Annotated in this window: 19 protein-coding genes; 17 read left to right on the top strand and 2 right to left on the bottom strand. The window is 46.9% G+C overall.

What is annotated here, in order from left to right:
* The first annotated feature begins 39 nt into the window (after positions 1 to 39).
* The 4 genes from ACX1C1_RS02385 to ACX1C1_RS02370 are packed head-to-tail and all read left to right on the top strand — an operon-like array spanning position 40 to position 6,694.
* On the top strand, positions 40 to 984 hold the full coding sequence (locus tag ACX1C1_RS02385) for an ABC transporter permease (protein WP_458955598.1): 945 nt from the start codon (positions 40 to 42) through the stop codon (positions 982 to 984).
* Entirely contained in the window at positions 981 to 1,901 is a 921-nt protein-coding gene (locus ACX1C1_RS02380; protein WP_458955597.1) for a carbohydrate ABC transporter permease, read from the top strand. The genes ACX1C1_RS02385 and ACX1C1_RS02380 overlap by 4 nt, the downstream gene beginning before the upstream one ends.
* A 34-nt stretch (positions 1,902 to 1,935) precedes the next feature.
* Positions 1,936 to 3,663 (top strand): extracellular solute-binding protein, encoded by a 1,728-nt coding sequence (locus ACX1C1_RS02375; RefSeq protein ID WP_458955596.1) that lies wholly within the window; start codon positions 1,936 to 1,938, stop codon positions 3,661 to 3,663.
* 25 nt (positions 3,664 to 3,688) lie between these two features.
* Positions 3,689 to 6,694, top strand: a complete 3,006-nt coding sequence (locus ACX1C1_RS02370) for a FlgD immunoglobulin-like domain containing protein (protein WP_458955595.1) — start codon at positions 3,689 to 3,691, stop codon at positions 6,692 to 6,694.
* 715 nt (positions 6,695 to 7,409) lie between these two features.
* On the opposite strand, the gene ACX1C1_RS02365 is transcribed toward ACX1C1_RS02370, so the two are convergent.
* A complete protein-coding gene (locus ACX1C1_RS02365) occupies positions 7,410 to 9,194 on the bottom strand; it encodes a sensor histidine kinase (protein WP_458955594.1) in 1,785 nt (594 codons plus the stop codon).
* A 196-nt stretch (positions 9,195 to 9,390) separates the two neighbouring features.
* Here ACX1C1_RS02365 and ACX1C1_RS02360 point away from each other — a divergent pair, with 196 nt between their 5' ends.
* The 11 genes from ACX1C1_RS02360 to ACX1C1_RS02310 all read left to right on the top strand — a co-directional run bounded on the left by ACX1C1_RS02360 (position 9,391) and on the right by ACX1C1_RS02310 (position 21,627).
* A complete protein-coding gene (locus ACX1C1_RS02360) occupies positions 9,391 to 10,353 on the top strand; it encodes an ABC transporter permease (RefSeq protein WP_458955593.1) in 963 nt (320 codons plus the stop codon).
* Between the two features lie 29 nt (positions 10,354 to 10,382).
* The gene (locus ACX1C1_RS02355) at positions 10,383 to 11,270 is read left to right on the top strand and encodes a carbohydrate ABC transporter permease (protein ID WP_458955592.1); all 888 of its coding nucleotides are present in this window, start codon (positions 10,383 to 10,385) and stop codon (positions 11,268 to 11,270) included.
* A gap of 90 nt (positions 11,271 to 11,360) precedes the next feature.
* A complete protein-coding gene (locus tag ACX1C1_RS02350) occupies positions 11,361 to 13,058 on the top strand; it encodes an extracellular solute-binding protein (RefSeq protein ID WP_458955591.1) in 1,698 nt (565 codons plus the stop codon).
* Between the two features lie 83 nt (positions 13,059 to 13,141).
* Entirely contained in the window at positions 13,142 to 14,818 is a 1,677-nt protein-coding gene (locus tag ACX1C1_RS02345) for a DUF4091 domain-containing protein (protein WP_458955590.1), read from the top strand.
* Between the two features lie 33 nt (positions 14,819 to 14,851).
* Positions 14,852 to 16,471, top strand: a complete 1,620-nt coding sequence (locus tag ACX1C1_RS02340) for a response regulator transcription factor (protein ID WP_458955589.1) — start codon at positions 14,852 to 14,854, stop codon at positions 16,469 to 16,471.
* A gap of 40 nt (positions 16,472 to 16,511) precedes the next feature.
* The gene (locus tag ACX1C1_RS02335; protein WP_458955588.1) at positions 16,512 to 18,506 is read left to right on the top strand and encodes a glycosyl hydrolase family 28-related protein; all 1,995 of its coding nucleotides are present in this window, start codon (positions 16,512 to 16,514) and stop codon (positions 18,504 to 18,506) included.
* Positions 18,507 to 18,522: 16 nt separating this feature from the next.
* Positions 18,523 to 18,744: a twin-arginine translocase TatA/TatE family subunit gene (gene tatA, locus ACX1C1_RS02330; protein WP_458955587.1), complete on the top strand. Its 222-nt coding sequence runs from the start codon at positions 18,523 to 18,525 to the stop codon at positions 18,742 to 18,744.
* Positions 18,745 to 18,763: 19 nt separating this feature from the next.
* Positions 18,764 to 19,483, top strand: a complete 720-nt coding sequence (gene tatC / locus ACX1C1_RS02325; protein WP_458955586.1) for a twin-arginine translocase subunit TatC — start codon at positions 18,764 to 18,766, stop codon at positions 19,481 to 19,483.
* 56 nt (positions 19,484 to 19,539) lie between these two features.
* On the top strand, positions 19,540 to 19,866 hold the full coding sequence (locus ACX1C1_RS02320) for a transposase (protein WP_458953847.1): 327 nt from the start codon (positions 19,540 to 19,542) through the stop codon (positions 19,864 to 19,866).
* Positions 19,863 to 20,798, top strand: a complete 936-nt coding sequence (locus ACX1C1_RS02315; RefSeq protein ID WP_458957576.1) for an IS3 family transposase — start codon at positions 19,863 to 19,865, stop codon at positions 20,796 to 20,798. The genes ACX1C1_RS02320 and ACX1C1_RS02315 overlap by 4 nt, the downstream gene beginning before the upstream one ends.
* 193 nt (positions 20,799 to 20,991) lie before the next feature.
* The gene (locus tag ACX1C1_RS02310; RefSeq protein WP_458955585.1) at positions 20,992 to 21,627 is read left to right on the top strand and encodes an SGNH/GDSL hydrolase family protein; all 636 of its coding nucleotides are present in this window, start codon (positions 20,992 to 20,994) and stop codon (positions 21,625 to 21,627) included.
* A gap of 215 nt (positions 21,628 to 21,842) precedes the next feature.
* Here ACX1C1_RS02310 and ACX1C1_RS02305 read toward each other — a convergent pair whose 3' ends face one another.
* Complete coding sequence (locus ACX1C1_RS02305) at positions 21,843 to 23,072, bottom strand: aminopeptidase (RefSeq protein ID WP_458955584.1); 1,230 nt, start codon at positions 23,070 to 23,072, stop codon at positions 21,843 to 21,845.
* 169 nt (positions 23,073 to 23,241) lie between these two features.
* Between ACX1C1_RS02305 and ACX1C1_RS02300 the strand changes: the two genes are divergently transcribed.
* Both ACX1C1_RS02300 and ACX1C1_RS02295 read left to right on the top strand, forming a co-directional pair.
* Complete coding sequence (locus tag ACX1C1_RS02300) at positions 23,242 to 23,949, top strand: DNA alkylation repair protein (protein WP_458955583.1); 708 nt, start codon at positions 23,242 to 23,244, stop codon at positions 23,947 to 23,949.
* 245 nt (positions 23,950 to 24,194) lie between these two features.
* The gene (locus tag ACX1C1_RS02295) at positions 24,195 to 25,226 is read left to right on the top strand and encodes a L,D-transpeptidase family protein (RefSeq protein WP_458957575.1); all 1,032 of its coding nucleotides are present in this window, start codon (positions 24,195 to 24,197) and stop codon (positions 25,224 to 25,226) included.
* Positions 25,227 to 25,419: the final 193 nt, after the last annotated feature.

Here is a 25,419-nt window from a genome sequence, read left to right as displayed (position 1 = left end):
GTGATAGCAGCAAGAATGAAAGGGGGCTGAGTCGAACGAATGAAAGTGGTAATACGTACAAAACCGGCAATCCGAATGCGTAATAAGAAACGGAAATACAGCTTAAAGCTTTTTCTTATGGCACTGCCTTTCCTGTTTCTAGTCATCCTGTTTTATTATGTTCCTTTGTTCGGATGGGTCTATGCGTTCTTCGATTACAAGCCGGGCATTCCCCTGATGCAGTCTGAATTTGTAGGGATGAAGTACTTTAAGATTGCTTTTGTAGAACAGGGGAGTAACCTCGTACGCGTGCTTGAGAACTCGCTTGCACTTAGTTTGTTAAACATTCTGGTTTCGCCGCTGTACGTCGTGTTTGCGATTCTGCTGAACGAGATGAACGGAAAACGATTTAGGAAATGGGTGCAGACCACTACCACGCTTCCTAATTTTATTAGCTGGGTACTCGTCTATTCCGTATTTTATGTCTTCTTCGCCGTATCGGACGGCGTTGTCAACAAAGCTTTGACCGCTCTCGGGCTGCTGGAACTTCCATTCAACTTTCTGGGGGAGAGCAGCATCGCCTGGGCTTTCCAGACGATGATCGGACTCTGGAAGGGACTTGGTTGGGGCGCGATTATTTATTTGGCCGCGATTGCGGGTATTGATCCTGAGCTCTATGATGCGGCCAAAGTAGACGGAGCGGGGAGGTTCCGCACGATATGGCATATCACGGTACCGGGTATCTCGTCAACGTTTATCGTATTGCTGCTGCTGAATGTGAGCAACATGCTGAACAATGGCTTCGAGCAGTTTTATGTCTTTTACAACGCGTTAGTAGCAGACAAGCTGGAGGTCATCGATTATTACGTATATAAAGTAGGGCTGCAGAGCAATGATTTCTCGTATTCGACGGTCCTCGGCATGTTCAAAACAATCGTCAGCGTCACCATATTGTTTGTGGTTAACTGGATCGCTAAACGAATAAGGGGGGAGAGCATTATATGAAACCGGCGGCGATGCAGGTGTCAACGATGCGAGAGCAGATCATTGACAAAGTGTTTGTGATTGGGAACTACATCTTTTTTGCGCTGTTTTCCTTATGCTGCATCTATCCTTTTTATTACATTCTGATTAATTCCATAAGCGATCCTATGGCGGCTGCAAAGGGGGTGTATCTAATCCCTCAAGGCTTTAATCTGACGGTGTACAAAGAAATGTTGACTCAGGAGGCGATTCTGTCGGCATTTGGCGTCTCACTATCGAGGGCGGTCATCGGTACAGTCGTCACCGTGTTCAGCTGCGCGTTGTTTTCTTATATTGTCACCAAGAAGGAAATGCCGCTGCGGAAGACAGCCTATCGCCTCGTCGTAGTGACGCTCTATCTCCATGCGGGGCTCATCCCTTGGTACATGACGATGAAGACGCTGGGATTAAAGAACAACTTTCTCCTGTACATTCTGCCGTCAGTCATTATCGGTTTTTTCGTTATATTGATGAAAACATTTATTGAACAAATACCGGCAGCGCTGGAGGAGGCGGCGATGATGGAGGGTGCGGGCTACTTTACTATTTTTGTCCGGGTTATCTTTCCGGTATCGCTTCCGATCGTGGCCACGGTTACCGTGTTTAATGCGGTCAATCAATGGAATGCATGGATGGACAATTTGTTCCTGGTTAATGACCCGAACCTTCAAACCTTGCAGCTTACGCTGCTGCAGTATTTGAAGCAATCGGAGGCGCTGGCGAGTGAAACGACACGGCGTTTGCTCGGCAACAGCAACAGGCTTGGAGAGAACGCCATAACGCCGCAAACTGTCAAAATGGCGATTACAATGATCGTCACGGCACCGATTCTCTTTATCTATCCGTTGATGCAGAAGTATTTTGTGAAGGGTATTATGTTAGGTTCGATAAAGGGATAGACGATTACAACCGATGATTGGAGGAAGAAATGAGATGAAGGGGAAAAAGATCAAACAAACAACTATTGCGCTGGTAGTGACCGCATGTCTCGTATTATCGGGCTGTACGAACGGCAACACGAAAGGTGAAGGAGGAGACGTCAGCGCAAAGCCGGTCACGCTGCAGCTTACAAGCGACAATACGTTATTCACCGCTACATTGGCCGCCGGCGAGCAATCGGATCCCGTCATGAAGGAAATTCAGAGAAAAACCGGGGTCACGCTTATGCTGGATACACAGACGGACGACAAGAAATTTAACGCCATGCTGGCTGGGGGCGATCTTCCCGATATTGTGGTGCTCCAGAATCCTCAGAAATATTTGAAGCCGCTGATCGAAGGCAATCAAGTCATTCCGATGGACGATCTGCTGGAGGAGCATGGATCCAGTATCTTACAGGAATCGCCGCAAAAAATCGAAAACAGCCGCAAGTATTTCAGCAACGGCACGGGCAAGCTGTACGCCATTCCCGGCATTGCGAGCCAAGTCGTGCCTCAGTTCAAATACGGTTCTCCTGCCTACAACATTCGGTGGGACTATTACAAAGAGCTGGGTTACCCCCAGATCGACGACATAGACGCCTTCCTGAACATGCTGGTCGAGATGCAGAAAAAACATCCAGAGAACGAGCAAGGGCAAAAGGTATATGGGCTGGCGCCGTTGTTTGATTGGGGACTCGTGCCTTACGAGCTGTTCGATCGGTTCTTCAACCGAATGAATCGGAACAATCTGTTCGTCTATCTGGATGCCGATACCTATATGCCGGGCGGCGGCATTCTGAATCCCGACAACGCGTACTGGAACGGTACAAAATTTTACCGCCAAGCCAATCAGCTAGGCGTGCTCGATCCCGATTCTTTCACGCAGAAATATGATAACTTCACGGAGAAAGTAAAGAGCCATCGCGTATTGTTCTCGCAGTGGCAATGGGCTGGCGTAAACGAAGCAAACGCAGAGTTGGCGAAGATGGATCAGGTCTCCGGCTGGATGCCGATGCCGGTGCCAAAGGGTCAGACGGTCTATGCAGGCGAATTCGGCTCGAACGGTTTCTCTAACCGGCTGTTCTTGATCTCGAAAAACTGCAAATACCCGGAGCGGGCTATGGAGCTTATCAGCTACTTACAGTCGGCGGAAGGCTCGAGGCTGATCCTGAACGGTATGCAAGGCGAGCATTGGGACATAACGGATGGCAAACCCCAGTGGAAGCAAGAGACAATCGATGCCCAGAGGAATGATCCGAACTTCCAGATGAATACGGGGATCGGGTTGTATTGGAATCTAGCGGGCTTTGTCGACGGCTATGTAGACCCGCAATATAATGTGCCATTCAACTTCACGCTGACTCTCGATTTCTGGAAATCGCAGATGACGGAGCTGGATAAGGACTATGCGAGCCATTATGCGGTTGCGTATCCAGGTGAGCTGGTTCAGAAGCGGGTGGAAGCGGGAGAGATTGGACTCATTTATTACGACATGGACAACGAGCTCGGCATGGACCAAGATATGCCGGATGACATCAAGCGGATCGAAACAAACGTGACGGACTACTTGGTGCGCATGGCGCCAAAGCTGATCTATGCGAAGACGGATGAAGATTACGAGGCGCAGCAAGCGATTATGATGGAGGAGCTCAGCAAGATGGACGCCCAGAAAGCCATCGATTACTGGATGGACAATTTGACGAAAGCGGCCGAGATATACGAGAGTTCTCGGAACAACTAATCGCCTAGAGAAAGGAATGTGGAGAATGAAGGGAATCGGAAAAGGATTTGCCGTCTTCACGATCTTATTGGGAGGTCTGCTATTAAGCAAAACAGCCGTTCACGCGCAGGATGTGTCGATTCAAGACCATGCGTTCACCTACTTCAACGGAGCGCATACCGTGGCGGATGGAACGGCGTCGGATCTGTTTTCGGCACATATGGCCAACGATAACACAGGTTGGAACATTCAATACATGCAATGGGATTTCTCTGCTTTGAAACCGGGCGTTTTGTACGATGTCTACGCCAAGGTTAAAGTCGAGCATGCCGTGGCGAATCCGTCTGGGCAAGCGTATAAGCTGGGCGTCTACGATATAACGGACGGCAGCGCCGTCTTGCCGGAGAAGACGATTGCCGCATCGGCCACCCAGGATAACGTCTGGAAGGAGGTCAAGCTGGGCACGTTCAAGCCAAACGCGTCGGTGAACTGGTTGAGCTTCTATGTCGGAGGAACCGCCAATACTTCGCAAGTGTCGGATATTTATGTAGATGCCTTCGTCTTCAGGGAGTATCAGGACTACACGATTGAAGATCAGTTCTTCTACCTCTTTAATGATGCCGCTTCCGTAACCGAACCCATGGCGGTGAACAACACGGCGGTGCGCATGGCGAACGGTACAGGAGGAGGCTGGAACATTCAGGCCAAGATCGACGGCTCCATGATTGAAGCCGGCAAGTCGTATACGGTATCCATGCAAGTGAAACCGGAGCGAACGGACTGGAATACGTCTGCTGGCGAGATGTTCGGCTATCTAGTCTATGACCTTACGACGAGTACGTATCTGGTCAATCCTACAACGGTGACGTCGACCTCTTCTGACAAAGTTGTCTACTACCCGCAATGGAAGACGCCGCCAATTATGATCGACCCTAGTCACGATGTCCGCGTTTGCTTCTTCCCGGTCAACAATGCGGCGAGCTTCCCTTCCTTTAAGGTGGACCGAGTGACGTTGTCTCAGGTACCGGTGGACGAAAGCGCGGTTAAGCCGATCCATGCCTATCCGTATAAGCTGTCGCCGGGCAATGGTGACGGGCTCAATGACTCCACCGAAATAACGTACACGCTGCCCTCCGCTCAGAACGTCACCGTGACTGTATATAGCCATGGCAGCCAGTCCACGGTTCGGACGCTCGCAAGCAACGTAACGCAGTCCGGGACGCACAAGATCGTCTGGGATGGGAAGAACGGTAGTGGACAGACGGTGGCTAACGGCTTGTATACGATGAAGGTCAGCTCCGGGGCGACGGAGCTGCTGAGGACCAATGTCGAGGTTATTGCAGGCGTTGCACTAACGCCTCCGCAAAGTGCGGTTCAGGACGAAATGCCCCTTGGCATCTTCTATGAAGCGGGGGAAATTCCCTATAACTTGACGGACGCGGCAACGTATCTGGGAACCACATTCAGCGATATTAACGGTATGGGTGCAGATACAGTTTTCTTGGCGAATTGGCATGCGAAGCCGATTGGCGTCTACGAAGAGACTTTGCAGCAAGCTGAAGCGAACAATCTGCGAATCGTCGGCCTGCCGGACAGCTACTTGTTATTCAACGAAACATTGTACAACGATGAGATTGCGATGTACGCTCAAGCTCAATCTATTATCGATCCCGTACGCGACAGCAGCGCTCTTTATGGCTATTATCTGTATGATGAGCCGGCCAACGATTATCGGCTTGCGGATAACTTAAAGGATATGAAGCGTTTATTGGAAACGGCGGATCCTACACGTCCGGTCCTGATGACCTACGTTGGCTTGGACCGAGTGCCGCTGCATTACGGCGTGGAGAGACCACAGGTGCTGAGTATCGATCCGTATGGCGTAGGGGAAGGCAGTGCGATCGGGGATTTTAGAAATATATACAAATATCCCGGATTTTCCTTTGAGCAGTATATGGACTTCTCTTCTCTGCAGATCCGCAAACACATTGACGACCCGGCGCCTATGTGGACGATCCTGCAGACGAACAACACAACGGGCTGGCTTCGCAATCCGACCGCTGCAGAAATTCGGGCCATGACCTACGAGGCGATCGGATACGGCTCCAAGGGCTTCACGTATTTCGTATATCAAACGGAAGTGGATTGGGTCGGCATTGTGGACGAATATTACAACCATACGGATGATTATGAAACGGTTCAAACCTTATTTAGCGAGCTCGCTGTGCTGAAGCCTACAATTAAGAACATGAGAAAGATCGGTGCTGTTGCTACCGCGTCCGGAGGCGGGAATTCGGCTTACGCGACCGCCGACATCACGACTCACGAGGATATTGTGACAGGTGACAACTACTTGGTTATCGTCAATCATGATTGTATCAACCCGGCGAATGTGACCGTTACGATTGACCGTGCCAAGCTTGGTAAAAATATCGTATCGATGACCAATATACTGAACAACGCCAATATTACGTTTACGACGACCCCGACCAGCTATATCATCAGTAATCTAAATTTGGCGGCGGGAGACGGCAAACTACTCAAGCTGACGAAGAGCTCCACTGCAATCATCTATACGGGCCAGGACTCGGACTTCCACGTTAATAACGGTGCGACGAAGCTTGTGACGGATCTTTCGACATCGAACGGGAAGACGGCGAAGCATACGGTAACGAACTCTAGAACCTGGAACATCCAGTGGTTCTGGGATAAAACGCAGCTTGTGCCAGGCGCAACCTATGATTTGTATGCCGTGGTCAAGGTAAAATACGCAAAGGATACTTACGTAGACGGATACGGAGCAGAGCATCCGTTCCAGCCGTCCGGCACGGCCTTTTCCTTCGGGGTATATGATCTGACAACCGGCACGTATCCGGTAGCAGAAACGACCGTAGCAGCAAGTGGATTGGAGAATATGTTCTGGCATACGGTGAAGATCGGCAGCTTCACGCCATCCCAGACAAACAGTCAAGTCGTTTATATCATGCCTTGGGATAACCCAAACAACGTGTCCGAGGTTTATGTTGACCAATTTTATTTTGTAAAGCAATAATTCGATGAACGTTTTCGGGAAGATTCAGAGAACATTAATCAACGCTGTATGGAGGATAAGGTTTACGTTGAAGGAACAACCGATTGTTTTATTTCATGGGGGATTCCTGTGATCGCTAGCTTCCAAGCAAAAGAGCAAAGCGTTCACACGGATGCTGAAGAAATAACAGAGATAGCTTCCCTCAAATAACAAATCTGCTCCGTGTAATTAACGAAACGATGTTAAATTGGCGGTAACGAGGAGCAAGAGAGTTAGCGTAGAGTGTCTTAATCAAAAATCCGTTGTTCCGACTGAACGTTTGCATCGTTCGGCGGAGCAACGTTTTTTTGTAATATTCGCGGAATGTAACGAGCTTCTCCATCAACGGACAACGTAAGCGGTTGAGCGTTAGCTATTCGCTTGTGTGGCTTCGCGCTAGCGAAGCTCGATTCTATGGATTTTACCTGAGTAAGTCTTCGGCAGCTCGCCGATGAGAAGCGTGCTTTCGGTTTGGTCGCAGCGTTCTCAAATCGTGATCGAGAAGGTAGCTTCGAACAGCTTGATGACCGCTTAATTAAGAGGTTCCCGGTCGATAGCCATGGGTATGGACGACGCCCCTCGGATTGACGGTCGTACCGACGTGTAGGAGAGAATCGACATGTCGTCGCGGTTGGTCGATTCGGCGTCGCTTCAAGCATGCGATCTCTTGAGAACGCACGTGATAAGGTGCTGGATATTAACCAATGGCATCCGTAAGGTTTAGGGGAACTGCTGAAGTCGGAATATCATTCTCTGAATCAACAAATGGAAGACAATAGCTGATTGTTGTACCTGTGCCAATTTGAGAGCTAATGGTTAAACCGTACATATTCCCGAAATAAGTTTTCAATCGGCTTGAGACATTGGATAAGCCTACACCTGTTTGTTTATTTAAATCAGAAGGTTGAAGCAACTGCAGTATTTTATCTTCTTCGATTCCGACGCCATTATCGCTCACATCAATGTATACTTTTTGTTCTTTCATATAGGCTCTAATTCGAATAAGCCCCCTTCGATTCGTTAAGGATTCCAATCCGTGTTGGATGGCGTTCTCCAGAATGGGCTGTAGAATAATTTTTAAGGTATATGATTTTTTTATCTCAGGATCAACATCCCATTCAACATCGAATCTTGATTGTGATCGAATTTGCACAATTTCGAGATAACAGTTCGCATGATAGAATTCGTCGCTGAACGATATGAAGTGTTTGCCTTTGGAGACAGATATCCGGAATAAATCCCCCAGTTTCACAATCATCTTTACAGCCATGTCTGTATCGCAGTCCATGAGATCAATTTCGCTTTTAATAAACTCCAACGTATTGTACAGAAAGTGTGGATTGATTTGGGACTGTAGCAAATGAAGCTCCATTTCGCGTTTTTTTAAAGAAGAAGCAATATTTTCATGAGTTAAATTGGCTAAATTATGCAGCATGTCATCGAAACTTCGATCCAGAATGCTAATCTCATCTTTTCCTGTCGCTGGCGCAGTAGATTGCTGCAACCCTTTGCCCGCCATAACGACTTTGTTTCTAAGCTTGCGGATGCCATTCGTTATTTGTTGCGTAAACAAGTAGCTGATGAATGTAAAGAGAACACACGCAATCATACCAGAGATTAAGACGAAAGCTCGCATACGAAAAATGGGCTCGTCCATAGACTTTGTTGGCGCAGTGAGGGCAATTACCCATCCTAACGGCTCTAGTTGCTGATGAGACACAAAGAATCGATCGTTATCTTGATAGATGATTTGGGCCGCCTGTGGATCTATCTTTTCTTGCATCAGTTGCAGGGTAGAAGGTTGCCCAATAAGCGTTGGATTTGCATCATAAATGATAATTCCATGCTCGTTCATGATATGGAATCGAACATCTCCTAATTGTTGAGATAAATCGGTGTCAATGCTGATAATAGACGATATGTTAACTTTCATTTTCAAAAATCCGATCTGCACGCTGTCTTCATAACTGAGTATCGCTCGGAAAAAAGTCAAAAAGTACTTATCCTGAAAAGAATCATGTTCGAGATACCACATCGGTTTCTTGGAATTAGAGAGGGCGAATTGCGGATCATCATCTAACGCGGATATGGGGAAAAGAAACTGCCCGTCGGAATAATGATAGTTTTGGGTGTAATAGAAACCAACTTCATCGATGTGAGTTTCCCGATAGGCTCTCATAAATCTAGTAGCTGCATAGATTTCCTTGTTGACTTGAACAATGCCTTTTTCTTCAAAAATACTAGGATCGGATAATAAACTTTGAATGTCCGGGTTTAACATCAAATGATTAGCGATACTTTCATAAAATTGAAGATTGAAGGAAATTGTTTTGTTTTGATGACTGACGAGAGCTCGATAGGAGTCGCCAATACGATTAATGATTAGGGTCTCTGCGTGACTAATAAAAAGCAGGGATAGGACAAGAATCGGAATGGCACTGGTTAACAGATATGTAATTGTTAATTTGTGATGAATCCTCATAATCCCTTCTCCCTCTCCTTTTTATATATATACTAACATGCTCAAAACTCAGCTTACTCAATATTGTACATGACTGGATTGAATCCGCAATACGGAGTAAAAAGTAGATACGTATAGACAATTATTTTGACTTATTTGACACAAATGTCCTTGCTATACTTTGATTATGAATTGAAAGTTACAAGGAGTGTATGGCATGAAACTAATGAATGCGAGAAAGAACTTGTTTGCACCGAAGCAAGATGCAAAGAGAATTCGTGAGCTGATAAAGCCGATTTGGTCACATCGAATGTTTTATTTGTTTCTATTACCGGGGATAGCTTGGTTCTTTATATTTTCTTATATTCCTTTGTATGGAGTGACACTGGCTTTCAAGGAGTACAGCTTCACCAAAGGGATATTAGGCAGTCCATGGGTAGGGTTAAAATATTTCGAACAGTTTTTTAATTACTATCAATCCGTGGATCTGATTAAGAACACGGTAGTCATAAGTTTGTTGAAACTATGCATAGGTTTTCCAGCGCCGATCATTCTTGCATTAATGTTAAACGAGATCGGGAAATCTTGGTTTAAGAGGCCTATCCAAACGATTTCCTATATTCCCCACTTTATATCCTGGGTAGTTGTCTATACGTTATTGAATCGACTGCTTTCGCCTAGTGGTGGTCCGGTCAACGATATGATCGAATCATTTGGGGGCACGAAGATCTTTTTCTTTGGAGAGATCGATTGGTTCTATCCATTACTCTTATTTTCCTTCGTATGGAAGGATGTTGGTTGGAACTCCATTATCTATCTTGCGGCTATCTCGGGCATCGATCAGCAATTGTATGATGCCGCCAAGATCGATGGAGCAGGTAGGTTTAAACAAATGTGGCATATCACATTACCGGGAATAAGGGATGTATTCATCCTTCTGTTTATACTCGGAACGGGTTCATTAATGAGTGCAGGTTACGAGCAATTGCTGCTCTTTAACAACCCGGCCACCGCTTCAATAGGCAATGTATTAGATACTTATGTCATCAATGCGGGGATAAAGGGGGGAGAGATGAGTTATGCTACGGCAATTGGTTTCTTCCAAAGCGTGATAGCTCTGATCTTTATCCTGACGGCGAACAAAATAGCCAAAAAAGTAAGCAGCACCCATTTGTTTTAAATTATGCTTGACTGATAGGAGAGAAAACGATGCGTTATATGTTTCCTGTTTTCAACTATTCGCTGCTCGGTTTGTTTGCATTCTGTACGCTCTATCCTTTTCTATACGTTATCGTATATTCGTTAAATGATGGGATGGATGCAATGAAGGGTGGACTCTACTTCTGGCCGCGAGAGTTTACTATAAATAATTACGTAGAGCTGTTTAAAGATTCTACGATCATCAATGCCTACAAGATCACGATCTATCGAACGGTTCTCGGCACCTTGCTGCATATCGTACTTAATATGTTGTTCGGCTATGCGCTGGCCAAGAAATCACTTCCCGGCAGAAACTTCATTACGTTTTTTATCTTCATCCCGACCCTGTTCGGCGGGGGACTCATTCCTTTCTTTATTCTTCTAAGAGATTTGAATTTGCTGAATACCTTTTGGGTGTATATCGTGCCATCGCTGTACAGCTTCTTCCACATCATTATTATCCGCACATTTCTACAGCAGCTGCCGCCGGAGCTCGAAGAGTCAGCCCGAATTGACGGCTGTGGAGATTTGAAAATTTTTGTATCCATTATACTCCCTCTCTCCATGCCGGTATTGGCTGTCATATCCATCTTTATTGGAGTAGGGCATTGGAATGATTGGTTTACCGGTAGGTATTTCATCACTGATAAAGATTTAATGCCGGTTCAAACGCTGCTACAGGATCTACTCACTCAATCAGATGCGCTGATGAACGCGGCCAAATCGATTGAGAAGGGGGCCGCAACCTCTCAATATAATATGGGCTCTGCAAAGGTGACAGTTGAGTCTCTCAAAATGGCCGTATTGGTTGTATCGACAGTTCCGATTCTATTGATCTACCCCTTCTTTCAGAAGCACTTCGTCAAAGGAGCTCTGTTAGGTTCTGTTAAAGGATAGTGGGCATCTTAATACTTCGAGCCAACAGCAGGCCCGATTTATTATATACGTAATATAAATTATTTTCATAAAACAAAGGAGGGTTCGCAAATGCGCAAAAAGACATTGCTTGTCACACTCGCTTGTTTGATAGTCATCATCACCATTCTAGGGGGCTGTACCTCCGAGAATACGAACGAAGGAAAAGCAACCGCCGTCAGCCCAAATGAGGGGAAGACGGAAGGGAACGAACCGGAAAAATTTGAAGAAGTTACGTTACAGCTGTTAACCAACTGGAATGGAGCGTCTACGGCTCCAAAGGACCAAATTAATAATCCCGTAGCCCAAATTATTAGGGAAAAAACGGGGGTTACGCTTGAAATCATGGAGGTTAAGATTTCGGAAGTAGAGAAGTTAAATGCCATGTTCGCGATTCAAGATTTTCCCGATATTTATGCCGGACCGGCTTGGATGGGTGGAGGCGAGATGGAAACCATCCTGAAGGGCGTAAAGGGAGACATGTTTCTGGATCTAACCGATTACTTGAAACGATATCCCAACTTGGCGAAGAGCGTACAGAAAGAATCCGTGCCGCTTGACATGTACAACCGATACTTGGATCCTGAGCAATTCGGCGGCAAATCGTACATGCTGTATACGGGAATGCCAGCGACAAGCGATGATGGTTACGACTGGCTATACGGATTCTATGTACGGAAAGACATTACTCAGCAGTTGAACGTCGATCCGCAAAGCATACGAACGAAAGATGACTTATATGATTTCTTGAACAAAATCAAAGATGCCAAGTTGACAGAGAATGGTAAGGATATTTTCCCTTTAGGGGCGTTCCATGGAGGCTGGCCACTCGGTCTATTGTCCAAAATGTTCTATAACAATGCAGGCTGGCAATTTAACGAAGATGGTACCGTGCAGCATAATTTCATGACGCAGGCCAATGAAGAGGCAATTCTCTTCACTCGGAAGCTCATTAGTGAAGGGTTGCTCGACCCCGAAGCCTTCTTGCAGTCGGAAGCTATCGCTAATGAGAAGATCGCTCAAGGACGTTATGCGGTTCTACCCGGCCACTTCTATTATGTGAATGAAGCTACGGGCGGATATGTAAAAGATAATCCAAATGGGGAGTTTATCCCACTCGGACCGTTGGACAATAGTAAAGGCGATCCGTATAAAAGCGTCTTCCGAGCGCAAGGCCATAACATTAATTTGATTCCGAAAACGTCCAAAGATCCGGAAGCCGCTGCTAGAGTCATTGATTTTCTATCCTCTGACGAAGGATATCTTCTCACGCACTATGGAGTCGAAGGCGTACATTATGACATGGTAGACGGCAAGCCATCTGCAAAGGCAGAATGGGTAGAGAAGATGAAAGCTGATCCGAAAGCGCTGTTAAATGAAGGGATAGCTGCGGGATATGCAACCTTGTCCGGTCCTGATCGTCAAGTCTCACTTGGCGGAGGAACATTCGGCCATGAAGCAGATCCTAAGAATGCCATCGCACAAGAATATAAAAAGATGATCCGTCCAAATGGGGTAGAGATTGCGACTGGATCTGATCCTCAGCTATACGCCATATCGACGGACATGTGGCAATCGATTAAACCGGTTGCTGACGGACTAGCTGAAATCACGCAACAGGCATACTACGCCAAATCGGAAGAAGATGCGAAGAAATTGATCGAAACCGGTAGAAGCCAGATGGAGAAAGCGGGAATTCATAAGATTGAAGAGATGATCGCCGAGCAGCACAAGATTACCCCATTTATCGATTATCTTGACCCGAATTGATCTTTAATCTAGCATTCAGAATGAAGGGAGATAGCCGGTCACAGTGGAATCGGATATCTCCCTTCTAAGGAGAAGAAAACTTAATGACACATGAGTTTATGTTCGAGACCGTTTCTTTAAGCTCACTCGCGAAGGTATTTCCCGATGAGGATATTCAAGATCCAATCTTGCAGAGTGCATCTGCCTTATGGAACGAAAGCTATTCTTATCAGATTGCCTATCGATGCGCGGGGAAATTGCTCCGGCCGATGAAGATTCAAATCCATTCTGATATTCATAGTCACATTCAAGTACGGACCGTCGGAGTCGTACCGGTAGAGATGCCGACTTATCATGATCATGACGATGACGTGCTGCGCGTGACGCCAGGTTTATACCCGGACCCTCTGTATCCAATCGAAGGGTTTCGGCTTACCGGGCTGCCGGGACAATGGAGGTCCATATGGGTGGAGATAGATGTGACGGATGCAATTGCGTCAGGCAACCATAGCATCGATATTACTTTTGAGACAGATGATGGAGAGCTGTTAGGGCGACAAAGCTTCAATTTGTTTGTCGTGGGCATCGAATTACCTAAGCAAACGTTGATTCGCACAGAATGGTTCCACAGCGATTGTCTGGCCACCTATTACGGGGTTGAGGTGTTCTCCAGCGAGCACTGGCAATGGATCAGGAAATATGTTCAAACCGCCGTCAGAAACGGAGTAAACATGATTCTGACTCCTCTGTTCACCCCACCGCTAGATACGTATATAGGGGGAGAACGACCTACGGTTCAGCTCGTTGGCGTGGAACTACAAGAAGACGACTATCGCTTTAACTTCGATCGGCTAGAAGAGTGGATCAATATGTGTGTAGACTGCGGCGTTCAATATTTCGAATTTTCCCACTTATTCTCGCAATGGGGGGCGAAATCCGCTCCGAAAATTATGGGGCAGGTAAACGGTGAACAGAAACAGCTATTCGGCTGGGAACATTCATCGACAGGACAGGAATATCAACATTTTCTTGAAATGTTTCTGCCAAAACTACGAGCGTTTATTGTCCAGCATCAGTTGCAAACACAGTCTTTCTTTCATATTTCCGATGAACCCGGCCCGGCTGATCTTGAAATCTATCAAGTGGCGAGTGATTTGATTCAGAAGCATCTGAGTGAGTTCCCCATCATAGACGCCCTATCGGATTATTCGTTCTACGAAAAGGGGTTGGTGAAAAAACCAATTCCATCAAACGATCATATCGAACCTTTTATCCATAACGAGGTGCCGGATCTGTGGACGTATTATTGTTCCGGACAATACAAACAGGGTGTATCGAATCGGTTTCTGAATATGCCTTCTTACCGCAATAGGATCATCGGCATGCAACTCTACAAGTTCCGCATAGCCGGCTTTCTGCACTGGGGTTTCAACTTCTGGAATTCACACTTATCGAAGCGTGCCATCAACCCTTATATGAATTTGGAAGGCGATTATGCTTATCCAGCAGGTGATGCATACGTGGTTTATCCAGGAGAATCAGAGCCCATTGAGTCGCTGCGGCTGCGCGTATTTCACGAAGGCATACAGGATATGAGAATGCTCCAATTGCTCGAGCAATTAGCTGGACGGGAGCAGACGTTACTCTGGTTGGAAGAAGGATTGTCCTCACCTCTCACGTTCGATCAATATCCGCATAATCAGTCATGGATTCTAGAAAAAAGAGAAGTTTTGATCAAAAAAATAGCGGAATACGTTGAGAATAAGAGACTTGCGCAGTAGTGAATCCAGACCCATGTAGGAGGAGGATACAATATGTATCGGCTACTTGTTGTGGAAGACGAATATGCTTCTCGAAGATGGTTGTTAAAAAAACTGAATTGGGAACAACTAGGCTTTCATGAGGTCGTATCCGCCGAGAACGGTGTGCAAGCATTGGATCTGCTATCTCAGATGGGAGGCGTAGATGCAGTCATCACGGATATACGCATGCCACTTATGGATGGACTTCAATTGGTGGCCGCCATTCGTTCCTTATATCCGCAGGCGGAAATCGTCGTCTTGAGTGGATTTGGCGATTTTGAATATGCTCAACAGGCTATCCAGTTTGAGGTGCGAGACTACTTAACCAAACCGATATCCAAGGAGCGGCTGGAACAAGTTGCCGAGAAAATTAAAATCAGGTTGGACGATAAATATTTGCAAACGACAAGGATGCAACAAGCCGTATGGTTGCAGAAGGAAAAGAATGAAAACGAAAAAGCAAATTTGTTGCTCAGATGGCTGAGAGATAAGGAAACCGCCCCGGCACTCCAGCTTAAGCTGCAGCAATTCGGAATTGAATTTCGTCATAGCGAGTATTGGATCCTTGTCGTGGAGCTGGATGAATATCACAAGTTTAAGCTCAGGTACAACCGAGAGGACAGGGATTTGTGCACATTCATTATTTCAAATATTTTTGAAGAAGTGATGATTCCGTACGAAAGTATCGGATCGACACACTCCGACAGGGGGCAATATGTTTTTATAATGCCTTTCGATCGATCACATGGAGACAAAGAGCAATACGTCCGAAGAATTGGCAACAAACTAATCGAGAATTTGTATAAACATCTCAAATTGTTCAAGGTTTCTGTATCCGTTGGCTGCAGTCTGACAACAAACCATCCCGAGTCCTTGCCGACTTGTTATGATCAAGCGATACGCGCACTTGGGCAGAAGTTTTTATCAGGTCATGGGCAAATTCATATATATAACGATACTTGTGCTGATTCGAGACCATCGCTAAGCGTCGTTCCTTACGAGATGGAGCAACAGATGCTGCAAGCCTTTAAGGAACACCGATTCGACCAAGGTATCACTTACTTATCACAGTTTTTGAATGCATTGACGCAGCTCGGCGATGTTGCGTTAATTAAGCAGATTGCATGCGAATGTCTTGCGAACTTAACGAAGTCACTGCGCGACTTCCGTGCCGTATCCACCCCGGAACTCTCGTTCATTGATTTTCTGGTAAGGCTGAATATGGCGGATGAATTCTCTCAGCTCCGCGACGATGCGTTAAATTATGCCCATTCGATCTATCATCGTTTCCACGAGCAACGAAGTGTCAGCCGTATGGATCGAGCTATTGAATATATGAAACTGCATTTGACTAGAGATCTCTCATTACAGGAAGTAGCCGATTATGTCGACGTTGGATATCATCGCTTTAGCAAGTTATTTAAACAAGAGAAGGGGCATAATTTCATCGATTTTCTGGTGAGTATGCGAATGCAGCGTGCCTTGGAGCTGCTGGAGAGCTCGGATCGAACGATCGCTTCGATCGGCGAAGAGGTTGGTTATTATAACTACCGTTATTTCATTAAGGTGTTCAAAGATCAATATGACATTACGCCGACTCAGTATCGAGAAAGATTAATGACCGTGATCTAGAACAAACCCAATATAAGTAGAATGCGAGGAGGATTTGACAATGGAAGTAGAGGACAAAGGAATGATCAGCAGAAGAAAAATGTTGGCCGCTTTGGGTGTGGCTGGCGCAGGTCTGTTAGTCGAGAATTTAATCCCCGGCAGCACATCAACAGCCTACGCCAAAGGTAATGAAAACAAAAACAACAAATGGCTATCATCTGGAGACTGGGTAGCTGTTACGCTCACCGAACTGAAGACTTTGATACAGCCTAACTCAAGCTGCATCTATTACTTGAAGGACCGTGGTAAGGAAGGGCCTTTCTATTATGATGCTTCTGATGTTTCGACTGCGGATAATACGGGAACCATCATCGTCTCCAATTATGGCGCTCGATTTAAACGCATCTATCAGGGCGAGGTAAGTGTGAAATGGTTCGGTGCTGTCGGCGACGGAGTGGCTGATGACACGATTGCGATAACCAAGGCAGTAGAAACGGTTCAACCCCCGGTAGGAAATTATCATACAGCACCTGGCGGTACGGTGTTTCTTCCGGAAGGCTCTTATCGGGTGACCAGTACCATTATTTTGTGGTCGAATGTATGTTTGCGGGGGAATTCCATTGAATCCACTCGAATCATCGCCGATCTCAATGGTTATGCGCTGACGCTTGCCTTCCTCCATAATACAGTCTCCGATCTGAAGATCGTCGGGACAGGCAATCAGGCCGGAAATGCGCTGGCCTGCGGCATCGATATGAACTACACGCCTCATCGATGGAAGATCTCGAATGTGCGATTCGAGAAGCTCTTGAAGGCATTCGAAGCTAAGGGTGCATGGACGGGAACGATGAACGACATTTATGTATACAACTGCGGCAATAGCACTACGTACGCCTGTTGGCTTGGTACTCATGCAGAAGGATATGAAACCAATAATGTGACGTATTCGAATCTACACATTGAGGGATCGCAGGAATGGATTGGCAAAGGATTGTATATCGAAAACCTCGATCATTCGTTCCATGGGCTCCATATTGAACATATTAGACTGCCTGATGCGTTTACCTCTAATGCCGATGGGGTCGTTATCAACGGTATATATGCCGAGCATCATTCTACGCCGGCGGATAACCAATTAACGTTCAACAAGAATGCGTTAATTACAGGTGGTCTAATCAATTGCGAAGTGGTGGCGAATGCTAGAGTTACCTTTGAAGGAACCCGTTTTTATGTCCCGCAGAATGTCATCAATAAAAATTTCTATAATTGTGTACAACCGGATATTCGGAGCGTTGGAGTTATTCAAAGCATCACTTCATTGCCAGCCATTGAAGATTTTACGGCGAGAGATATCCCATTAGACACGAACTCGGGAACGTTCGAAGAATGGGCTGTCAAAATGAATGGTACTGATGGTTTCATTGGAGAAAGCGGATATTACGGTGGTGCTCACCGCTTGGAAATTCTGAGTGAAGCGGGTCAATATTTCACCGGAACAAGAAGCTGCAAAGTGACTAAGATTTCAGACGATGCTTTCGGAGGCAGCGTATACTTCACGTTCCCTGAGACATATGTAAACAAAAAGATTTATGCTTGGGCCATTGTCAAAAACCCATCTCCCGAACTGCAGATTACCTTCGGACTGGGAGGTTATGGGTTCGAAGAGCCGCAGAAGCTCATTCCAGTTTCAAACACTGGAAGCGATTTCAAATTACTGGTAGTTGGGCCGGTTACACCTTATAGCAATTACGTAACCTTTAATATTAATAAAGTAGGAGGCGGCAGCCCCCCTAATGGACAATATTTCATTATTGATAGTGTGGGCATCAGCGTAGGCGGCATTAATTTCAGGAAGCTGTTTCAATCGGCAAAAACGTTATCAGAGGGTAGAAGTCTAGCATCCTTGCCTGCGACTGGGAAATGGATGATAGGAGATAAGATTACCAATACCACCCCTGCTGCAGGTGGAAACTTAGGTTGGATATGCGTATCATCAGGCGAATTCGGAACAATGAGCCCTCCAATTTTCAAAACATTCGGACAAATAGAATCATAGGAAGGAGATGTATGCCGTGCCACATTTCAGCGCGTCTACAATTCTATTATTGATCATCGCGGCTCTACTGCTGTTTGGTCCGAAGAAGCTTCCGGAGCTGGGCCGTGCAGTTGGCAATACGTTGAAAGAGTTTAAGAAAGGAACGAGAGAAATCATCGTTGATGATGAATCTGATTCCTCAGGGGAGCGGGAGAAGAAGATCCTCGATCACAAGCAAACAGAAGGAACGGATAGGTGATTCTATGAAGGATGGTTCCATGTCGATGGTTGACCATCTGACAGAGCTTCGCAAGCATGTCTTATGGATCGTGATCGTCCTGGTCGCAGCAATGATCGTCGGTTTTTTAGTTGCCGGACCGCTGCTTAGCTATCTGAAAGGGATAGAGCCTGCTTCGTCGATTCAATGGAACGCTTTTGCCCCATGGGATGGGATTAGGATCTACATGCAATTTGCCTTACTTCTGGCTATGGTCGTAACAAGTCCGTTCGCATTATACCGACTCTGGCTCTTTGTTAGACCAGGGTTGAGCGAGAGGGAGACGAAAGCAACATTTCGATACATTCCGTATACCATCGTTCTATTTTTAGTAGGTCTTAGCTTCGCTTATTTCATCGTATTTCCGTTAACTTTTCATTTCACCTCGGGGTTTAACAAGAGTATGGGGTTATCGGAAACCTATGGGATAACACATTATTTTTCGTTTATGTTCAATCTTCTTTGGCCGCTGTCGCTCTTGTTCGAAATGCCGATCGTCATCCTTTTCCTAACCAGAATTGGATTATTAAAGCCCGCTACACTGATCAAGTTCCGCCGCTATGCGTATATGCTGCTGCTTGTGTCAGCTACTTTTATTACACCACCCGATGTGTTGTCAGTCATTATCGTAACAGGGCCTTTAATCGGGCTCTATGAAGCAAGTATCTTCCTCTCCAGGTTCATCCTCCGGAAGCTGCCTCCCTATTTAGCCCCCAAATGAACTTGGACAGTAAACCCCTTATTCCGATACAATGAAATCAGTCGGAGGGGAAAGCAATGGAGAGAAGAAGGTTTGATCTGAATTTCAAGAAGATGGTTGTAGCAAAAGGGAAAGAAATTGGTAATATGACCGCTGCTGCACGGCAGCATGAAATCGATCCGAAGATGGTACTACGCTGGGCGAGACAGCTTGAGCGTAAAGATCTTGATCAACTAGACGATACAGCTTTGAAGCAGCCAACGTTCATTCCCTCAGCAGCCGACTTCGCTGCCCTAGAGAAGGAACATGAGAAACTCAAGAAGCTTTATGCAGAGCAGGCGCTAGAGAGGGAGATCCTCCGTGACCTGTTAAAAAAAACGAACCCGCACTTGCGGATAAAATAGCGATTGCGCAGAAATATATCTGCCAGGGGCATTCGATCAGCCTTGTGCTGCGCTTTGTGGGAGTAGAGCGATCCACTTACTATACACATGTGGTTCGAACAAATCAGCAACCTGAACAATACCATAGGAGCGGTCGCCCCGCACCTGGATACTCATATACGCAAGACAACAAACGAATCAGTGACGAGCAAATCTGTGAATGGATCATGGAGTTATTAGCCGATGAGTATACGTCCGTTTATGGCTACCGTAAGCTGACAAAGCTGTTAAAACGCCAGCACGGACTTGTCATCAACAAGAAGAAAGTCTACCGACTGTGCAAGAAGATGAATGTGCTGCGGCCTCAGCGAGCGCTGAAAGTCAAGTACCCTAAGAGGCTGGCGAACAATAGAACGATTACCGGTTCCAATCAGTTGTGGGAGACGGATATTAAGTATGGTTGGATTTCAGGTGAACAGCGTTTCTTCTTTCTCATGAGCATCATCGATGTGTTCGACCGAGCCATCGTTACGTATCACCTCGGTTTGTCCTGCGAAGCCAAAGACCTTGTCCAGATCACGCAAGAGGCGCTCATGAAGCGCCAACTCTTTGGCAAGGCGAGTGGGCCAGTCATACGATCAGACAATGGACCACAGTTCATAAGCCATCGATTTGCGGAGGCCTGCGAACAATTCAAGATTATTCACGAGCGCATACCACCGAAGACTCCGAATAAAAATGCGCATATCGAATCTTTCCATGCCATTCTAGAATCCGAATGCTATCAGCGATACGAATTTGAAAGCTATCAACATGCCTATGAAGTCGTGACCGGCTTTATCCACAACTACAACCATGATCGCATTCATGGCAGCATCTACGATATGTCACCCTACGAATATATGGATGCAATTAAGCTTGGCATTGCAAAGCCTAAGGAAATCAAAGTGTGAGTCGATGAATAACGAAAATCGAAGCAACCCTAAGCAATTCTATGCAATCAATCGAATAAGAGGTGCACTGTCCATTATTCGGGGGTTAAACCGCTCCGGAGGACTCGTCCGAGGAAATGACGTACGATCAGTCATATTCAACATCGTGAATGCGTTTAAACTACTCATTCCAATAGTAAGGAGGATAAGGTTTATGTTGAAGGAACAACCGATTGTTTTATTTCAAGGGGATTCCATTACGGACGGAAATCGAGGCAGAGACGAAGACCCTAGTCATATTCTAGGTCATGGATACCCTTACTTAATCGCTGCAAAGCTTGGATTTGAAATGGCCGAGAGGCGGCCTATTTTCATGAACAAGGGGGTTAGCGGGAATCGAGTTGCCGATCTATACGCGCGTTGGAACGAAGACGCCATGAATCTAAGACCGGATCTCATTAGCATTCTAATTGGTGTAAATGATGTGCAATGGGCATTGAATAGCGTATCGGATCGGTTCGAACGATCATATCGGCATTTGATCGAAGAAACCAAATCCGAGCTGCCGGACACAGGATTGATTTTATGCGAGCCCTTTATATTGAGGGAGGAGGATAGGTGGGCAGGGTGGCGTAAGCAAATTAAAGAATACCAGAACACGGTTCGCCGGCTAGCAGAACAATACCAGGCTGTATATGTTCCTTTGCAAGAAGCTTTCAGTGACGCCTGTTTGAAGGCGGACCCGGCTTATTGGCTCTGGGACGGCGTACATCCTACTGCTGCAGGACATCAATTGATTGCCCGCGAGTGGTTATCGGTCGTGCAGAACAGTCCTTTGCGTATAACTTAATATTTGACGATTCATTTGAGTTGCTATTATGGCGACTCCTTTTTTTATTCAACGGGCAGTCGCAACTTGAGAGAGTATGGCGATGCGTTCCTTGTCGGAGGGATGACGCAGTAGCCCCTCCGAGCTGCTGCAGCTGTACCGGGAATTGTACCGGCGGCCTTGCTTGCCGAAGCAAGGCTCGTAATCGTTGCGGCAGCTCGGATGTCGTCCATTAGTTAGAATGCCCAATTGCCCTTGCGGAACACCGGCTCTCTCTCGCCGCCTTCTGTAATGCCGTCGATATCCATGTCGGCTGAGCCGATCATAAAGTCGACATGCAGGATGCTTTGATTGAGACCGGCTTGCTCCAATTGTTCCTTGGTCATCGCTGCTCCGCCTTCGACGCAAGTCGGGTAGGCATTACCCAGCGCTAAGTGGTTAGAGGCATTCTCGTCGAACAGCGTGTTGAAGAAAATAATGTTGGAATCCGAGATCGGCGATTGGTGAGGCACAAGCGCAGCCTCGCCAAGATAACGCGAATGGTTATCCAAATCAAGCATTGCCTTCAGCGAGTCGTAGCCACGTTCTGCTTCGAAATGCACGACTCGTCCTTCCTCAAACGTTAAGCTGAAGTTTTCAATTAAATTACCTTGGTAACTCAGCGGCTTCGTGCTGCGAACAACACCGGTTGTACCCAGCTTGCTAGGAGCGGTGTACACTTCCTCGGTGGGGACATTGGGATTAAACGTGTTCCCTTGTTCGTTCCAGGAGATGCCGCCGTTCCAGCGATGAGACTCGGGGAGCTCGATGGTCAAATCCGTGCCGGGTCCGGTATAATGCAGCTTCTTGTATTGCTTGCTATCCAAATAAGAGCGTTTGGCGAGCAGATTATTATTGTGCTTCTCCCAAGCTGACACGGGATCGTCTTGATCAACGCGTACAATGCGGAAAATCGTCTCCCACAGCGCTTCAACCGCAGCATCGGCGTCTAGTTGAGGGAAGACGAGCTTAGCCCAGCCATCCGAAGGGGCAGCAACAATCGACCACGTTATCCGCTTCGCGGACATATACGATCGGAAGGTTGCTAGCGCGGCGGAGGATACCCGCGAATATTGTTTAATCCGCTCAGGGGAAATATCCTTGAGCAGCTCGGGATCTTCGGAGTGTATCAACAGGTAAGCATGTCCCCGTTCGGCTATTTCCGTCATTGCTTGCGCGCGCCAGGCCGGATATTCCTCAAAGGCTTCGTCCGGCGCAAGACTGTAATTCAGCTTGGTTACTTGCTCGTCCCGCCATTCGACATGAACCTGCTTCGCACCTACCTCGTATGCACGTTTCACGACTAGCCGAACAAGCTCGGGCACATGGATAGGCGCATTGATCCACAGTGTCTGGCCTTGCTCGATATGTACGGCCGTTCTGACAATCAGGTCGGCATATTTCTCTAGATTTTCTATTGTAGGCATCAGGTATTCCTCCACATTTGTATTCTAATTGAAGTGTACCACAACGAGCTTGCCTCCTTCATCCCACCATAGGTGCACCAACAATCGGATTGGGTTACAATGCAGGTATAGAGCTATTTGTACGTACACGAATTGGAATGATAACCAAAAGCGGAAAGGTGGCTTGCAGATGGAACTGGAGACGGTCATGCAGGAATTGGAGGCGCTTGGCAAGGAACGGCTGAAGAAGATGTATATGTCCAATGGCGCGCAAGAGCCGGTGTTCGGTGTGGCAACAGGCGAGATGAAGCCGCTGTTCAGGAAAATTAAGATTAACCAAGCCCTAGCGGACGAGCTGTATGCGACTGGCAATTATGATGCGATGTATTTTGCCGGCATTATTGCCGATCCGAATGCGATGACCGAGGCTGATTATAATCGGTGGATGGATACTGCCTATTTCTACATGGTGTCTGACTATGTTGTGTCTGTCACGTTGGCGGAAGCGAGAATCGGTCAAGATGTGTCTGATGCCTGGATTCATGGCGATGACGAGCTCAGAATGTCTGCAGGCTGGAATTGTTATTGCTGGATGCTGGGCAATCGCCCTGACAGCGCGTTTGACGAGGCGAAGATTGCCAATTTGCTGGAGCTTGTACAATCTACCATACACGATGCGCCTATACGTGCGAAATATGCGATGAACAGCTTCATTTATACTGTAGCGGTATCCTATACGCCGCTCCATGATCTGGCGGTTCAGACTGCTGGCGCCGTAGGACTCGTAGATGTGCAACGCGACAAGAAAAAAGGCGGCCCTCTCAACGTAAGCGAACGCATCCAGAAGGCGATCGACAAAGGCGAAGTGGGCTTCAAGCGTAAGCACGTAAGATGCTAGCCTAGCAGCCGCGGCAGGCGCTCCCGCCATGTGCGCTGATCAATCGGGACAATTTCCCGGTGAAGCTGCTTCGCTTAAGGACGAAGAAGGAGATCTTTCGAACCTCCCCAAGGCGATGAGGACTGCATTTCTGATACGATTGGATTATTTTTCCGAAATCAGCGTGAGGATTAAAGGATTCTTGCCGAAGTGTGGCGAAACCTGTTTGCCGCATATAAACTGGCAGAAGGTGTGATCCGAAGTTGATGAAGAAGTGGAAGTGGGCCATTAGTCTGGTTCTGAGCATGATTGTATGGATATCGGTAGGAAGCACGGGGGTCGCGACGGCAAACGGTACGCAAGTTGTCTCAGGCATCAGCATTTATTATGGAATCAAGGCGGGCGATACGTTATACGGCATATCCAAACGGCACTATCTGACCGGCGATTATGTCTCGGTGGCCAAAGCGAATGGCTTAGACCCGCAAGCGAAGTTAAAGGCGGGGAGCAGGGTTAAGCTAGGCAATCCGCTCGTGCTGGACTACTATACAGTTGCGGCAGGCGATACATTGTACGCAATTGCAGGCAAATATTTCAGCCGCATTAATTACATTAGCATTATGATGCAATATAACGGTATGAGCAGTACAGGGGATCTTAAAGCAGGCATGGCGCTGCGAATTCCGCTGCCGGCAGGTGAACGTTGGCATAAGGTGCAGGCTGGTGAAACGTTGTTCAGCATATCGTCTAACTATTACAAGCAAGTGGATTACATCGAGGCAATCGCAAAGAGCAACAATATTGACAGCGCGAAGGGCTCCATCAAGCTCGGCCAATCTTTGCTTATCCCTAATCCGTTTTATACCAATGAACTAGCCGCAGTTTCTAGTACGCCAGTGTCTTCAGCTAGCATCGTTCGATCTGTGGAGATCGACATCTCCAAGAACAAGCTGTACATCAAAGCGAACGGGAAGCTGGAGAAGACGTTTACTGTCGCGAGCGGACAAGGGCACAAAACGCCAACGGGTTCGTTTGAAATCATTACAAAGCTCAAAAACCCGTGGTATTCGGCCAAAAGTATTCCGGGCGGTTCCGCGGACAATCCACTGGGCAGCCGCTGGCTAGGGCTCAGCGTGCCGGGGACGAGCGGAACCAAGTATGGCATTCATGGCACGAACGCGCCCGAATCTATCGGAACCAGCGTTAGCGCAGGATGCATCCGCATGTTAAATAAGGATGTCGAGTGGCTGTACAGCAACTTGCCGACTGGCACGAAGGTTTTGATTCGAGCTTCATAACGCACAACAGGTTGACCTGCCAGGACATAACGTCTTGCGGGTTGACCTGTTTTTTTGTGTGCAGCGATTATGTCGCTCCCACTGATATAATAGTCAATTACTTTTACTCTGTGCGGACAGTAGCGTTCGGGTCATTGTCATACTGGAAATGGACGCACATATGGATTCAGATGAGAAAGCAGAAAGTTGACCG

Source organism: Paenibacillus sp. strain BS8-2 (assembly GCF_054483835.1).
This window is presented reverse-complemented; position numbering and strand designations above follow the sequence as displayed.

Excerpts from the sequence above, each read along its gene's own strand:
- ACX1C1_RS02385 (WP_458955598.1), top strand. The coding sequence starts at position 40 with ATGAAAGTGGTAATACGTACAAAACCGGCAATCCGAATGCGTAATAAG.
- ACX1C1_RS02380 (WP_458955597.1), top strand. The coding sequence starts at position 981 with ATGAAACCGGCGGCGATGCAGGTGTCAACGATGCGAGAGCAGATCATT.
- ACX1C1_RS02375 (WP_458955596.1), top strand. The coding sequence starts at position 1,936 with ATGAAGGGGAAAAAGATCAAACAAACAACTATTGCGCTGGTAGTGACC.
- ACX1C1_RS02370 (WP_458955595.1), top strand. The coding sequence starts at position 3,689 with ATGAAGGGAATCGGAAAAGGATTTGCCGTCTTCACGATCTTATTGGGA.
- ACX1C1_RS02365 (WP_458955594.1), bottom strand. The coding sequence starts at position 9,194 with ATGAGGATTCATCACAAATTAACAATTACATATCTGTTAACCAGTGCC.
- ACX1C1_RS02360 (WP_458955593.1), top strand. The coding sequence starts at position 9,391 with ATGAAACTAATGAATGCGAGAAAGAACTTGTTTGCACCGAAGCAAGAT.
- ACX1C1_RS02355 (WP_458955592.1), top strand. The coding sequence starts at position 10,383 with ATGCGTTATATGTTTCCTGTTTTCAACTATTCGCTGCTCGGTTTGTTT.
- ACX1C1_RS02350 (WP_458955591.1), top strand. The coding sequence starts at position 11,361 with ATGCGCAAAAAGACATTGCTTGTCACACTCGCTTGTTTGATAGTCATC.
- ACX1C1_RS02345 (WP_458955590.1), top strand. The coding sequence starts at position 13,142 with ATGACACATGAGTTTATGTTCGAGACCGTTTCTTTAAGCTCACTCGCG.
- ACX1C1_RS02340 (WP_458955589.1), top strand. The coding sequence starts at position 14,852 with ATGTATCGGCTACTTGTTGTGGAAGACGAATATGCTTCTCGAAGATGG.
- ACX1C1_RS02335 (WP_458955588.1), top strand. The coding sequence starts at position 16,512 with ATGGAAGTAGAGGACAAAGGAATGATCAGCAGAAGAAAAATGTTGGCC.
- tatC (WP_458955586.1), top strand. The coding sequence starts at position 18,764 with ATGTCGATGGTTGACCATCTGACAGAGCTTCGCAAGCATGTCTTATGG.
- ACX1C1_RS02320 (WP_458953847.1), top strand. The coding sequence starts at position 19,540 with ATGGAGAGAAGAAGGTTTGATCTGAATTTCAAGAAGATGGTTGTAGCA.
- ACX1C1_RS02310 (WP_458955585.1), top strand. The coding sequence starts at position 20,992 with ATGTTGAAGGAACAACCGATTGTTTTATTTCAAGGGGATTCCATTACG.
- ACX1C1_RS02305 (WP_458955584.1), bottom strand. The coding sequence starts at position 23,072 with ATGCCTACAATAGAAAATCTAGAGAAATATGCCGACCTGATTGTCAGA.
- ACX1C1_RS02300 (WP_458955583.1), top strand. The coding sequence starts at position 23,242 with ATGGAACTGGAGACGGTCATGCAGGAATTGGAGGCGCTTGGCAAGGAA.
- ACX1C1_RS02295 (WP_458957575.1), top strand. The coding sequence starts at position 24,195 with ATGAAGAAGTGGAAGTGGGCCATTAGTCTGGTTCTGAGCATGATTGTA.